Here is a 12,317-nt window from a genome sequence, read left to right on the forward strand (position 1 = left end):
GCTTCGTTAAGCCAGAAAGATTGTCGCGAGATCGGCGGGCACCCGCGCCAGCCGGCCCGTCTCCTTGTCGATCATCGCCCAGGTCGTCCGCGCATTCACCTTGGGCGCGCCATCGGCTCCGGTGAAGGCGATCAGCCGATCGAACCGGGCGCCGCGCGGCGGCTCCTCGATCCAGGTCCGCGCGAGCACCGTCTCACCTTCGGTCACATTGCCGCGATAATCGATCTCATGCCGCGTCACGACCCACACATAGCGGGCCTGCGCGTCGGGCGGCGCCAGCGATTCCCAATGGGCGGTGGCAAGCTGTTCCATCCACCGCACCCAGACAGCGTTGTTCACATGGCCCATGATGTCGATGTCTTCCGGGCCGGCCGTGAAGTGCTGCTCGAATGCCTTACCCATGGCCGCCCCCATGATCGCCGGCACCCTGCACGGCTTCCTCCATGCCAAGCTGCCAGAGGATGAAGGCGAATTCCTCCGCCGTTTCCCGGAGCGATTCCCAGCGACCGGACTTGCCGCCATGGCCGGCTTCCATATTGGTCTTGAGCAGCAGCACATTGTCGTCGGTCTTGAGCTCGCGCAGCTTTGCGACCCATTTCGCCGGCTCCCAATAGGTCACGCGCGGATCGTTGAGGCCGGCCGTCACCAGCATCGGCGGATAGGCCTGCGCTTTCACATTATCGTAGGGCGAATAGCTGGCGATCAGGTCATAGGCGGCGGCATCCTCTATGGGGTTGCCCCATTCCGGCCACTCGCCCGGCGTCAGCGGCAGCGTCTCATCGAGCATCGTGTTGAGCACATCGACGAACGGCACATGCGCAACCACCGCGCCCCACAGATCGGGATCGGAATTGACGATGGCGCCCATGAGTTCGCCGCCAGCCGAGCCGCCCGACGTGGCGATCTTGCCCGCCGAGGTGTAGCCAAGGGCGATCAGCCCCTTCGCCACATCGACGAAATCGTTGAACGTGTTGGTCCGCATCTCCAGCTTGCCGTCCTTGTACCATTGCTGGCCAAGGTCATCGCCGCCCCGGATATGGGCGATGGCGAAGGCGAAGCCGCGGTCGACGAGGCTGAGCCGCGTGGTGCCGAAGCCCGGCTCGATGGCGATGCCATAGGCGCCATAGCCATAAAGGTAGAGCGGCCGCGAGCCATCGAGCGGATGGTCGCGCCGGTGCAGTACGGAGACGGGGATCGGCGTGCCGTCCCGTGCGGTGACCGTGAGGCGCTGCGTGGCATACAGCGCCGGATCGAAGCCAGACGGAATCTCCCGCACCTTGAGGGTTTCGCGATGTCCGTCGGCCAGCCGATAGTCGAAAATCGTCTCGGGCGTGACCATCGATTCATAGCTCAGCCGCAGCGTATCGACATCATATTCGGGATTGTCATCCAGCCCGGCGACATAGCTCGCCTCGGGGAAATCGAGGCGCTTGGGCGTGTTGGTGGCGTAATCGCGGATCTCGACCTGATCGAGACCGTTCTCCCGCCCTTCCGTGACGTAGAAGCGCTTGAACAGGCTGAAATCGGTCAGGTAAAATGCGTCGGAGGCCGGCAGCACCTCTTCCCACTGGTCCGGCGTCTCGATGCGCGCGCGCGTCAGGCGGAAATTTGGGTGGGTGTCGTTAGCGCGGATATAGAGCCAGCCCTCATGCTCATCCACGTCATATTCGCGCTCGGCCACGCGAGCGGAGACGAGGATCGGCGCGGCGGTCGGGTCGCCGGCCGGCACCAGCCGCACCTCGCTCGTCACGTGATCGCCGGTGGCGATGACGATCCAGTTTTCCGCGCAGGTGAGGCCCACAGAGACGCGGAACCCTTCGTCCGCCTCGTGATACAGCATGACGTCCTGCGCCACGTCGCTGCCCAGCCGGTGGAGCATCGCGCGATCCGTGCGCCACTGGGCGTTGGCCGGGGCATAGACGAGCGCGCGATCGTCGCGGGTCCAGACCAGCGCCGAGAGCACGTCCGGAATGACGTCCGGCAGCATCTCGCCGGTTTCCAGATTGCGGATGCGCACCGTGTAGCGCTCCGACCCGTTGTCATCGATCGCATAGGCGAGCAGCCGGTCATCATTGGAAATCGCGACGCTGCCGAGCCGGAAATAATCCTTCCCCTCCGCCAGCGCCGGCTCGTCGACGATCAGTTCGTCCGCCGATCCGTCTTCCGCCGCGCTGACCTTGCGGCGCCAGTGACGGCGATATTGCTCGCCCGCCTCGAAGGTGCTCCAATAGACATAAGCCCCGTCCTTCTGCGGAACGGAGCCGTCTTCCTCCTTGATGCGGCCCTTCATCTCCGCGAACAGCGCATCGACCTGGCTCTTGCGCGCCGCCATATGCGCTTGGAAGTAATCGTTCTCGGCCGTCAGATAGTCGAGCACGTCGCGATCCGTCACCTCGGGATAGCCGGGATCGCGCAGCCAGGCCCAGGGGTCGTCCAGCGTGCGATTGTGGTGGACGGAGCGGTGGGGGCGTTGCGCCGCGCGGGGCGGCTGGAGCGTATCGGTCATCCCCGCCAGATAGGCGCTCGCACCGCCGCGCTCAATGCCGTCAATAGAGCGCCGCCAGTGCGAGGCATGTCGTCAGCCCGACCACGACGTTCATCGGCAGGCCGATGCGCAGAAAATCCGCAAAGCGATAATTGCCGGCCGCATAGACCATAGTGTTGGTCTGATAGCTGATCGGCGTCGCGAAACTCGCCGAGGCCGCGAACATCACCGCGATCAGCAAAGGGCGCGGATCGGTGCCGAGGGTCGTCGCCAGACCGATGGCAATCGGCGTCATGATCACCGCCACCGCATTGTTGCTGACGGCTTCGGTGAGCGCGCTCGACGCAAAATAGACGATGAAGAGCAGCACCAGGGGGCTGGCGCCCTCCAGCAACGGTCGCATCGCGTTGACCAGCAGGGTAATGCTCCCCGCCTGATCGAGCGCCGTGCCGACGCACAGCATGCCGTAGATCAACACCAGCACATCGCCATTGATGGAGCCCCAGGCTTCATCGCCATCGATGCAGCGCGCGGCGAGGACGATACCGACGGCGATCAGTCCTGCGACCATGATCGGGACGAGACCCAAGGCGGAAAAGACGATGGTGCCCGCCAGCGCGGCGACCGCGATGGGCGCCTTGGTCGGGCGGAAAGCCACGCCTTCGGTCTCTTCCACCCCGATGAGGTTCTGGTTCTCGCGCAGCGCATTGATGGCCGCCTCTGACCCGGTGACCAGGACCGTATCGGCAGCGCGCACGCGGCTATCGGCCAGGGTCGGCCCGGCGTCATGGCGATGCCGGGTAATCCCCAGCAGCCGCACCGGCAGCACGTTGAGAAACGGGATTTCGACCATCCGGTTACCGATGCTCGGGTGACCGGGTGAAATGATCGCCTCCACCACCAGCGGCGCGTCGGCTTTGGTGTTGCCGACCGTCGCGATGCCAAGCTCGATGTCCTTGTTCGTGCGCAGAGTCATCAGATCGGCCAACTTGGCGCGCACCACGAGGCGGTCGCCCGCCATGAACGGCTCGTCCATAGCCTCGATCAGCTGGCTGCCCCGCTGGATGCTCACCAGTCGAACCCGCTTGAGGAGACCGCTTTCGGAAAGGTTTTTGCCGATCAGGCCGCTATCCCGCACGATCCTGATCTCGCTCAGGAACACCCGGTCCGCGTCGCTGTGATAAGGGGCGCCGTCACCATCCGGGAGCAAAAAGCGCCCCAGCACCGCAAGGGCGATCGTGCCGGCGGCCGCAACGATGATGCCCACAGGCGTGATCTCGAAGACGCTGAACGGCGCGACGCCCAGATCGCGCGCGACGCCATCGACCAGAAGATTGGTCGACGTGCCCACCAGCGTCAGGGTTCCGGCCAGCATGGAGATGTAGGACAAAGGAATGAGCAGCTTCTTGGCGGAAACGTTGATCGCCGAGGCCAGCCGCAACACGATGGGGATCATGATGACCACGACCGGCGTGTTGTTCATGAATGCAGCCGCCGCGAGCAAGCCAACGACCAGTTCGATCATCGCGCGGATCGGATGCGCCTTGGCGCGGGCGACGATCCAGTTGCCGATCACATCCAGAATGCCGGTGCGGGTCAACGCGGCCGAGAGCACGAACATGGAGGCAATGGTGATCGGCGCGGGATTGGCGAATGCGCGCAGCAGCGATGCGCTGTCCAGCAAGCCCGTGACGAGGAAGGCGCAGACGCCCAGCACGGCGATCACCGTCGCCGGATAGCGCTCCCGCACGAACGCCACGAAAAGTCCCACAAGGATGACGAGCCCGACAAGGGCCTGGTTGGCGTCGATGATCGCAGAGAGCCAATCAAACATCACCCTCCCCTAACGCCCCTGTCGGACCGCGTCGAGCAGCCCCGTCGGCTATGGCAATGTCAGACCTATCGAGACGAGCGGAGCCCCGCCGTCACATCTGCGTCTCATACTCCGCCGTGACATCCTGCTTGGTGCCGGCGAGCCGCACGACACGCCGTTCGCACAGCACCGGCACGGCCGTCAGCCGCATCCAGCGCAAGGCGCCATCCGGCCGGCGCAACCGCGCATCCATGGTGAAACCGCGACGATGGCGAATCGCATAGGCCCGCAGCGACTCCATCGCCGCTCGCGAGTCCGCCAGATAGATCGATGTCGCCAGCGACCGTGTCAGCTTCTCTTCCACGGGGATGCCGAACAGATCGTAGACGGCTCTGGACCATGTCAGGCTTTCGTCGGTCAGCCGGCAGCTCCACAGGCCAATGCCCTGATTGTCCAGCGCGCTCTCCTCCCGGTTCACCATGGGCATGATCGGCAGGCGCCAGCTTGCCTCGTAAACCGGCCAGCTATGGGTGAGAAAAGGCGTTTGCCCGGTGGTCATAGGGTGATCTTTGCTCTGGTCCTGATCGCATGAGCGTTCCCGGTCTTGTTTGCCAGCAGTGGCGGCAAATGCTGGCAAGCCGTCTGGAAACGCTTATGCTGTCCGGCAGAGATTAACGAGCGCCCCTTAAAAATGAACGAATGCGGGCGCGAACAGGAACGCTTGTCCATGTCTACCCATGAAGATCGCCTGCGCGCCCTGCGCGCCCAGCTGTCCCGCCAGTCGCTCGACGGATTCGTCGTGCCGCTCACCGACGAGCATCTGTCCGAATATGTCGGCGGCTATGCGCAGCGGCTCGCCTGGCTCACCGGTTTTCTGGGCTCGGCGGGCAGCGCGGTGGTCCTGCCAGAGGAAGCCGCGATCTTCACGGATGGGCGCTATACCTTGCAGGTGCGCGATCAGGTGGATGGCGCGCACTGGCAGTTCGAGAGCGTGCCGCAAACGAGCGTCGCCACCTGGCTCGGGGTCCATGCCCCGGCTGGCGGACGGATTGGCTATGATCCTTGGCTTCACACCCGCCGCTGGGTCGAGGAGGCGACGCGTGCGCTTGCCAGCAAGGGCGCCACGCTCGTGCCGGTCGACCATAATCCCGTCGATGCCGTGTGGGATGATCGGCCCGATCCCAGCAAGGCCCGCCTCGTGCCGCATGAAGACCGCTATGCCGGGCAGAGCAGCGCCGCCAAGCGCGCCGATATGGCGGACTGGATGAAAGCGCAGGACGTGGACGCCACCGTCCTCACCGCGCTCGATTCGATCGCCTGGACCTTCAACATTCGCGGCGCGGACGTGACCCACACGCCGGTCGCGCTGGCTTATGCCCTGCTCCATGCGGACGGCAAGGCGCAGCTCTTCGTCGACCCCGCCAAGATTGATGCCGATGTGCGCGCGCATCTCGGCAATTCGGTCGACATTCTGGACCGCGCTGCCTTCAGCGATGCGCTGGCAGGGCTTGCCGGCAAGGCCGTCGCTGTCGACCCCGACCGCGCCGTCTCCGCGATCTTCGAAGCGCTGGACAAGGCCGGCGCCCTGATCAAGCCGCTGCGCGATCCCGCTGTTCTGTCCAAGGCCGTGAAGAACCAGACCGAGATTGCCGGCCACAAGTCTGCGCAGGCGCGGGACGGCGCGGCCATGGCCAAGTTCCTCCACTGGCTGTCCATCGAAGGCCCCAAGGGCGGGCAGACCGAAATCAGCGTGTCGGACCGGTTGCAGGCGTTCCGTGAAGAAACCGGCGCACTCGTGGACCTCAGCTTCGACACGATTTCCGGCTCAGGCCCAAATGGCGCCATCGTCCATTACAAGGCGAGCGAGGCGACGAACCGGCCGGTTGAGGCGGGCTCGCTGCTGCTGGTCGATTCAGGCGGGCAATATCGGGACGGGACGACCGATATCACCCGCACCATGGCCATCGGCACGCCCACGCAGGAGATGTGCCACCGCTTCACCTTGGTGCTCAAGGGCCATATCGCGCTCGCCTGCGCGCGCTTTCCTGCCGGCACGCGCGGCAGCCAGCTCGACGTGCTCGCCCGTCAATTCCTGTGGGCCGAAGGGCTGGATTATGCCCATGGCACCGGACACGGCGTCGGCAGCTTCCTCTCGGTGCATGAAGGCCCGCAGCGCATTGCGACGTTCGGCGGCGGGGATGAACCGCTGCAACCCGGCATGATCCTCTCCAACGAGCCGGGCTATTACAAGACCGGCGAATATGGCATCCGCATCGAGAACCTGGTGCTGGTGGTGGAGAGCGGCACCGGCGAAAACGGCCGGCCGTTCTTTGCCTTTGAGACGCTGAGCCACACCCCCATCGATCGCGCCCTGATCGCGGTCGCAGCGCTCACCCCGGCCGAACGCGCGTGGGTGGACGCCTATCATGCGCGCACGCTCGAGATTATCGGGCCGCAACTGGCTGGCGAGGATCTGGCATGGCTGCAGGCCGCCTGCGCGCCTCTAACCGCGGACTGACAGGAGGCTCAGGCCGCCTGCAGGCGATAGGGAATGGTCGTCGTGACCTTGAGGCCGCGCGGCAACCATTCCCGCACGAAGGTGCCGCGCAACTGGCGCTCGATGCTCAGCCGGATGAGATCGGACCCGAAGCCCTGATGATCGCCGGGCGGCGCGCTGTCGCCCTTGCTCTCCTGCCACTCCAGCCTGAGCTGCTCCGAAGACCCTGAGATCATCAGGTCCACAAATCCTTCTGGCGAGGAGAGCGAACCATATTTGACGGCGTTGGTCGCCAGTTCGTGAAACACGAGGGCGATGGGGGTCATATAGGTTTCGGCGAGCAGCACATCGTCGCCGCGAATGCGGATGCGCTCGATGCCCTCCAGATTATAGGCGGCGAACAATTCGCCCAGCAGCCCCTGCAGCGTCAGCGCCTGCGCCCCTTCGCGGGGCTGCACATAATCATAGGCCCGTCCCAGCGCCGCGATCTGGTCGCTCATTTTCGAGCTGAAGCCCTTCAGCTCCGGGACGCCCCGGCTGGAGAGGTAGAGCAGCGAGCCGATGACCGTGAAGATGTTCTTGATGCGATGGACCAGCTCGCGCGAGAGAAGCTCCTTCTGCTCGCGCATGATGCGCTGATCGTGAATGTCCGTGCAGGTGCCGAACCAGCGCACGATGTTGCCGGCATCATCCCTGATCGGCAATGCGCGCCCGAGCGTCCAGCGATACTCGCCATCGAACCGGCGCAGGCGATATTCGATTTCATAGGGATCGCCGGTGGCCAGCGAATGGCTCCACACCTCCCACGCCTTGGCCTGATCGTCTGGATGGAACTGGCCGTTCCAGCCGGTCCCGTCGGTCCGGCCGAGCTGCGCACCGGTAAATTCGTACCAACGCGCATTGTAATAATCATGATAGCCATCGGCCCGCGTGGACCAGACCATCTGGGGCATGGCGTCGGCCAGCACCCGGAAGCGCTCCTCGCTCGCCGCCAGATCGGCTTCGGCGGCATTCTCCCAAGCCCGATGCGCGAGCATGACCCGTCGGGCCTCCAGCCGCCGCATCGTGGCTTCCGCCAAGACGGTGAGGCCCTGACGTTGAATGTCGGTCAGCCCAGTGCGCGGCTCTGGTGAGATGACACAAAGCGACCCCAGCGCCTCGCCACTCTTGGATACAAGCGGCGCCCCGGCATAAAAGCGAATATGCGGTTCGCCGGTGACGAGCGGATTATCCTGAAAACGAGCGTCCTGCGTCGCGTCGCCTACGTCCATGACATCATGGCCGAGCATCGCGTGCGCGCAGAAAGACATGCTCCTGGGCGTCTCGGTGGCGTCGATCCCGGTCTTCGCCACGAACCTCTGGCGATGCTCTTCAACCAGGCTGACCAGCGCGATGGGGCAATCGCAGAGCTGGCCGGCAAACTCGACGATTCGGGTCAGTTCCTCGTCGCCGAACAGCCCGTCGATCTCATAGGCCTCAAGCGTGATGCGCTCTTCGGGCGAAACAGCGTCGCGGTTACTCTCAGCGCTCGCCATGGGCGCTCACAATCCGGCCTCGGCAGACGTAAGGCTGCGCGCTTGAAGAGGGCCAATATGTGAGGAGCAAGATCGTCATGGGGAGACACCCATGTAGGAGCGCAAAGGCGGAAGTCCATGCGGACTTTTGCGTATCTGCGGGATTTCGTCGCAGGAAGCGTCTCTCAATCAGTCATTTCTTGATCTCTGGCGCAGATTCATCCCAACCGGCGGTCGATCCACACTACCACGGCTCCGACAAGCATGAACCCCATAGCGATGAGGCCCACGGTCACGCCAACCTGCGCCCAGCCATGGCGGGAGACATCGACGAAGGGATAGGGATAGCGCCCATCGAACTGCGCGCGCCCGATGGCATAGGCCAGATAAGCCAATGGCAGCAGCGCCCAGCGCAGCGTATCGGCATAGACCAGCCGTCCCTTGGGCACGAACACGAGCCAGTAGAGCGCCACCGCAGGCGGCGCGATGTAATGGAGCAGGAGGTTCGAGGTCTCGGCGGGGCCGCTGAGGCTTTCCGTCGCGCGCAGCAGCACTGCATAGACGATGCCGATCAGTCCCATGGCCAGCATCACGCCTGCCAGCCGGCGGGGATGACTCGGTGCCTTCGCCCCCAGCGCCACGCCGAACAGCACCACGCAGCTGAGCAGATTGCCGATCACCGTGAAGAAGCGCAGCATCGTCCACGCGGCGGCCTGGGGTGAACCCGTCGTCTCCAGAGAGACGGCAAAGCGGATCGAAAGTCCGGCAAAGGCGATGAGGCCGACAAGCAGCGCCGCGATGCGCGCGGACATGGACAGCGTCTTGATGGGTGAGCGCATCTCTCGGCCTAGCTCTGGCAAGTGGGGCAGTAAAAGGTGGAGCGGCCCGAATCGACCCGGCGTTTCACCGTGCCACCGCAGGGGCAGGCCAGCCCTTCCCGCCCATAGACGCGCCAGTCCTTGGCGAAATAGCCGAGCTCGCCATCCGGCCGCGCATAATCGCGCAGGGTTGAGCCACCAGCGGCAATGGCGGCCGCCAGCACGGCGCGAATGGCCTCGACCAGCCGCGCGAGCCGCGCCCGCGATATCCGCCCGGCCGCGCGCGTCGGCGATATGCGGGCGATGTTCAGCGCCTCGCACACATAGATATTGCCCAGCCCGGCGATGATCCGCTGGTCCAGCAGCATCGCCTTGATCGGTGCCGCCCGCCCCTCCAGCGCCCGCGCCAGATAGTCAGCGGTCAGCGCATCGCCCAGCGGCTCGGGGCCGAGGGCGACGAAGGGCGGGTAGGCGCCCAGCGCATCGGTTGGTGTCAGGTGCACGAACCCGAACCGGCGCGGGTCATTGAGGGCAAGGCGGTGGCTGGCCGTCTCCAGTAGCAGATGATCGTGCTTGCCCACCTCGCTCGGGTCGATCCGCCAGCGCCCGGACATGCCGAGGTGGAAGATCATGGTGTCGCCGCGATCGGTATCGATCAGGCCATATTTGGCGCGCCGGCCCAGCCCGGTGATTCGCGCCCCGGTGAGCCGCTGGCGCAGATCGACCGGGAAGGGAAAGCGCAGGTCCGCCCGGCGCGGCTCGACCAGCGTGAGTTGCGCCCCGTCGAGCACCTGACGCAGGCCGGCAACGGTGGTTTCGACTTCGGGAAGCTCAGGCATTCCTGCAGGCATAGGCCGACGCGCGGCCTGCGCCAACAGGCATCAGAGCCAAAGTTGCCAGGGCAGCAGCAGCGGCGCGCAGAAGAGCAGCGCCAGCGCCAGCATCAGCCGCGCCTTGCCGGGCACCGCCAGTTCATCGGGCACCAGCCCATCGGGCCGCGCCCACAGGAACGGGCAGGCGAGGACAGCCAGCGCGCCCAGCCCCAGAGCCACTAGCCGAGCCCCCAGAAAAGCGCCGTCCAGCCACAGCCCCATCGCGCCAAAGGCAAAGCCGAGGGTCAGGACCCACATCAGCAGGCGCATGGTCGGGGCTCTTTGCTCATGCCCTCAAAAAACGGATCGAAGCGCCGTCTCTTTAGCGAGGAACGTGCGCGAAAACCGCTGGCTCTTCGGCGGCTTTCTCCGTAGCGAACGGCCATGGCTCTTCCCGATGACATCACCCTCGCCAATGCCCTTGCCGACGCAGCGGGCGCCGCGATCCGCCCGTTTTTCCGCGCGCCTTACGATATCGAGGCCAAGGCCGACGCCTCGCCGGTAACAGAAGCCGATCGCGCGGCGGAATTGGCAATGCGCGGCCTGTTGGAGACGCAGCGTCCGGCGGATGGCATCATCGGCGAGGAATTCGGCACCGTCCGCGAAGGCGCGTCACGCCAGTGGGTGCTCGACCCCATCGATGGCACGCGCAGCTTTATCGCGGGCCGCCCGATCTTCGGGACGCTGATTGCCTTGATGCAGGACGGCTGGCCGATCCTCGGCATCATCGATCAGCCGATCAGTGGAGAGCGCTGGGTCGGCGCCATGGGCCAGCCGACATTGTTCAACGGCAAGCCTGCGCGCACCCGTCGATGCCGGGCTCTGGAAGGCGCGCAATTGGCGACCACAAGCCCGCATTTGTTCAGCGCGCATGATGGCGAACATTATCTCGCGCTCGCCGCAGCCGTTGCCGGCGACCGACTGGGTCAGGGCCCGATCTATGGCGGCGACTGCTATAATTACGGCCTGCTGGCGAGCGGCCATGTCGACATCGTCTGCGAAACCGGCCTCAAACTCCACGACTTCGCAGCGCTCGTCCCGGTGGTTGAGGGTGCCGGCGGGCACATGTGCGACTGGTCTGGCGAACCGCTCCATGAAGCCAGCGCCGGCGACGTCATCGCCATGGGCGATCCCGCCCGCCTCGAAGATGTCATCGGCGCCCTGTCCCATCATCACGACTGACGGGCCAGGGCCGCGTTTTTAGTCGACGACCGTCCCGACCACGGCGCCAGCTGCGCCACCGACAGCCGCACCCTTGCCGACGTCATTGCCGGTCACGGCAGCCGTACCGGCGCCCGCCGCCGCGCCGATGCCGGCGCCCTTGAGGGTCGAACAACCCGACACAGCCAACGCACTGGCCGTGATGAGGCCGATCAGAACGAGTTTCATGATGCATTCCTTCCAGCAAAACTATGCTGAACAAATGCGCAAAGCCTCTCCGTCGTTCCCGATCGCTACGGCGCCGCTGCCTAGGTCTTGAGAACCGCCTGCCACTGATCGGGCTTGAAACCGACCAGCAAGGCGCTTGCTCCCGTTACCACCGGGCGCTTGATCATCGAGGGATGCTCGACCATCAGCGCGATGGCCTTGGCCTCATCGATCCCGCTCTTGGCATCATCCGGCAGTTTGCGAAAGGTCGTACCGGCGCGGTTGAGCAGCACGTCCCATCCCGCCTGCTCTGACCAATCGGCCAGCTCCGCCTGCGTCGGCGGGGCTTTCTTGTAGTCGCGGAAATCATGAGCGATGCCCTGATCGTCCAGCCACTTGCGGGCCTTCTTCACCGTATCGCAATTGGGGATGCCGTGCAGGGTCAGGGACAATGCTCTCTCCTTGAAATACAGAACAGCCGCAATCAGGCCGGCGCGCCGACTTCGGCATCCTCGAATTTGTCGGCCAGCGTCAGGCGGTCGAGGATGGCGGCGGTCTCGTCGCGGACCTTGAGCATGATGCGCCGCAGCTCGCACTCATCTTCCGGCAGGCAGTTCTTGCAGGGCTGGTGTGCATAGCGGCTGGCACAGGGCACGAGCGCCAGCGCGCCATCGGTGAGCCGGAAGATGTCGCCATAGCGGATGTCGATCGGCGGCAATGCCAGCCAATAGCCGCCTTCCCGCCCCCGCCGCGTCGCCACGAGGCCCGCACGGCTGAGTTCGGACAGGATCACGGTCAGAAATTTGGCGGGAATATTCTGCGCGACCGCAATATCGGTGAGCTGGATCGGCCCCTCACCATAATGCCGCGCGAGGTGCTGGAGAGCGCGGATGGAATATCGCGTGCGTTGCGAAAGCATACCAACCTATTTGGCAGAGAATGCCGTCCGC

At 65.0% G+C, this 12,317-nt stretch carries 13 protein-coding genes; 2 read left to right on the plus strand and 11 right to left on the minus strand.

Translation table 11 applies throughout. The features are described from left to right. Positions 1-6: 6 nt before the first annotated feature. From M2334_RS14700 to M2334_RS14715, 4 genes are all read right to left on the minus strand, one after another. Positions 7-402, minus strand: coding sequence for an acyl-CoA thioesterase (locus tag M2334_RS14700; protein ID WP_264584229.1), 396 nt, complete (start codon positions 400-402; stop codon positions 7-9). Further along, positions 395-2,506: a S9 family peptidase gene (locus M2334_RS14705; RefSeq protein WP_264605798.1), complete on the minus strand. Its 2,112-nt coding sequence runs from the start codon at positions 2,504-2,506 to the stop codon at positions 395-397. The genes M2334_RS14700 and M2334_RS14705 overlap by 8 nt, the downstream gene beginning before the upstream one ends. A 40-nt stretch (positions 2,507-2,546) precedes the next feature. Further along, on the minus strand, positions 2,547-4,319 hold the full coding sequence (locus M2334_RS14710; RefSeq protein WP_264605799.1) for an SLC13 family permease: 1,773 nt from the start codon (positions 4,317-4,319) through the stop codon (positions 2,547-2,549). A gap of 91 nt (positions 4,320-4,410) precedes the next feature. Beyond that, positions 4,411-4,857: a PAS domain-containing protein gene (locus tag M2334_RS14715; RefSeq protein WP_264592731.1), complete on the minus strand. Its 447-nt coding sequence runs from the start codon at positions 4,855-4,857 to the stop codon at positions 4,411-4,413. Positions 4,858-5,025: 168 nt separating this feature from the next. On the opposite strand from M2334_RS14715, the gene M2334_RS14720 reads away from it, so the two are divergent. Further along, positions 5,026-6,816 (plus strand): aminopeptidase P family protein, encoded by a 1,791-nt coding sequence (locus tag M2334_RS14720; protein ID WP_264605800.1) that lies wholly within the window; start codon positions 5,026-5,028, stop codon positions 6,814-6,816. A gap of 8 nt (positions 6,817-6,824) precedes the next feature. On the opposite strand, the gene M2334_RS14725 is transcribed toward M2334_RS14720, so the two are convergent. From M2334_RS14725 to M2334_RS14740, 4 genes are all read right to left on the minus strand, one after another. Continuing rightward, complete coding sequence (locus tag M2334_RS14725; protein ID WP_264595158.1) at positions 6,825-8,330, minus strand: PAS domain-containing protein; 1,506 nt, start codon at positions 8,328-8,330, stop codon at positions 6,825-6,827. A gap of 197 nt (positions 8,331-8,527) precedes the next feature. Then, positions 8,528-9,148, minus strand: coding sequence for a Pr6Pr family membrane protein (locus tag M2334_RS14730; protein WP_264605801.1), 621 nt, complete (start codon positions 9,146-9,148; stop codon positions 8,528-8,530). A gap of 8 nt (positions 9,149-9,156) precedes the next feature. Continuing rightward, positions 9,157-9,966, minus strand: coding sequence for a bifunctional DNA-formamidopyrimidine glycosylase/DNA-(apurinic or apyrimidinic site) lyase (gene mutM / locus M2334_RS14735; protein ID WP_264595160.1), 810 nt, complete (start codon positions 9,964-9,966; stop codon positions 9,157-9,159). Positions 9,967-10,008: 42 nt separating this feature from the next. Beyond that, complete coding sequence (locus M2334_RS14740; RefSeq protein WP_181558645.1) at positions 10,009-10,269, minus strand: hypothetical protein; 261 nt, start codon at positions 10,267-10,269, stop codon at positions 10,009-10,011. Positions 10,270-10,383: 114 nt separating this feature from the next. On the opposite strand from M2334_RS14740, the gene M2334_RS14745 reads away from it, so the two are divergent. Next, entirely contained in the window at positions 10,384-11,181 is a 798-nt protein-coding gene (locus M2334_RS14745) for an inositol monophosphatase family protein (RefSeq protein WP_264605802.1), read from the plus strand. An 18-nt stretch (positions 11,182-11,199) separates the two neighbouring features. Here the strand turns inward: M2334_RS14745 and M2334_RS14750 are convergent, their stop codons facing one another. The 3 genes from M2334_RS14750 to M2334_RS14760 form a co-directional block, all read right to left on the minus strand. Beyond that, the gene (locus M2334_RS14750; RefSeq protein WP_181558643.1) at positions 11,200-11,388 is read right to left on the minus strand and encodes a YMGG-like glycine zipper-containing protein; all 189 of its coding nucleotides are present in this window, start codon (positions 11,386-11,388) and stop codon (positions 11,200-11,202) included. Between the two features lie 80 nt (positions 11,389-11,468). Then, positions 11,469-11,819, minus strand: coding sequence for an arsenate reductase (locus tag M2334_RS14755; RefSeq protein ID WP_264605803.1), 351 nt, complete (start codon positions 11,817-11,819; stop codon positions 11,469-11,471). Between the two features lie 32 nt (positions 11,820-11,851). Further along, positions 11,852-12,286 (minus strand): RrF2 family transcriptional regulator, encoded by a 435-nt coding sequence (locus M2334_RS14760; protein WP_181558641.1) that lies wholly within the window; start codon positions 12,284-12,286, stop codon positions 11,852-11,854. Positions 12,287-12,317: the final 31 nt, after the last annotated feature.

Origin of the sequence: Sphingobium sp. B11D3D, from assembly GCF_025961755.1 — a bacterium.
GTDB lineage: Bacteria > Pseudomonadota > Alphaproteobacteria > Sphingomonadales > Sphingomonadaceae > Sphingobium.

Coding starts and splice junctions, on each gene's coding strand:
- M2334_RS14700 (WP_264584229.1), bottom strand. CDS start 402: ATGGGTAAGGCATTCGAGCAGCACTTCACGGCCGGCCCGGAAGACATC.
- M2334_RS14705 (WP_264605798.1), bottom strand. CDS start 2,506: ATGACCGATACGCTCCAGCCGCCCCGCGCGGCGCAACGCCCCCACCGC.
- M2334_RS14710 (WP_264605799.1), bottom strand. CDS start 4,319: ATGTTTGATTGGCTCTCTGCGATCATCGACGCCAACCAGGCCCTTGTC.
- M2334_RS14715 (WP_264592731.1), bottom strand. CDS start 4,857: ATGACCACCGGGCAAACGCCTTTTCTCACCCATAGCTGGCCGGTTTAC.
- M2334_RS14720 (WP_264605800.1), top strand. CDS start 5,026: ATGTCTACCCATGAAGATCGCCTGCGCGCCCTGCGCGCCCAGCTGTCC.
- M2334_RS14725 (WP_264595158.1), bottom strand. CDS start 8,330: ATGGCGAGCGCTGAGAGTAACCGCGACGCTGTTTCGCCCGAAGAGCGC.
- M2334_RS14730 (WP_264605801.1), bottom strand. CDS start 9,148: ATGCGCTCACCCATCAAGACGCTGTCCATGTCCGCGCGCATCGCGGCG.
- mutM (WP_264595160.1), bottom strand. CDS start 9,966: ATGCCTGAGCTTCCCGAAGTCGAAACCACCGTTGCCGGCCTGCGTCAG.
- M2334_RS14740 (WP_181558645.1), bottom strand. CDS start 10,269: ATGCGCCTGCTGATGTGGGTCCTGACCCTCGGCTTTGCCTTTGGCGCG.
- M2334_RS14745 (WP_264605802.1), top strand. CDS start 10,384: ATGGCTCTTCCCGATGACATCACCCTCGCCAATGCCCTTGCCGACGCA.
- M2334_RS14750 (WP_181558643.1), bottom strand. CDS start 11,388: ATGAAACTCGTTCTGATCGGCCTCATCACGGCCAGTGCGTTGGCTGTG.
- M2334_RS14760 (WP_181558641.1), bottom strand. CDS start 12,286: ATGCTTTCGCAACGCACGCGATATTCCATCCGCGCTCTCCAGCACCTC.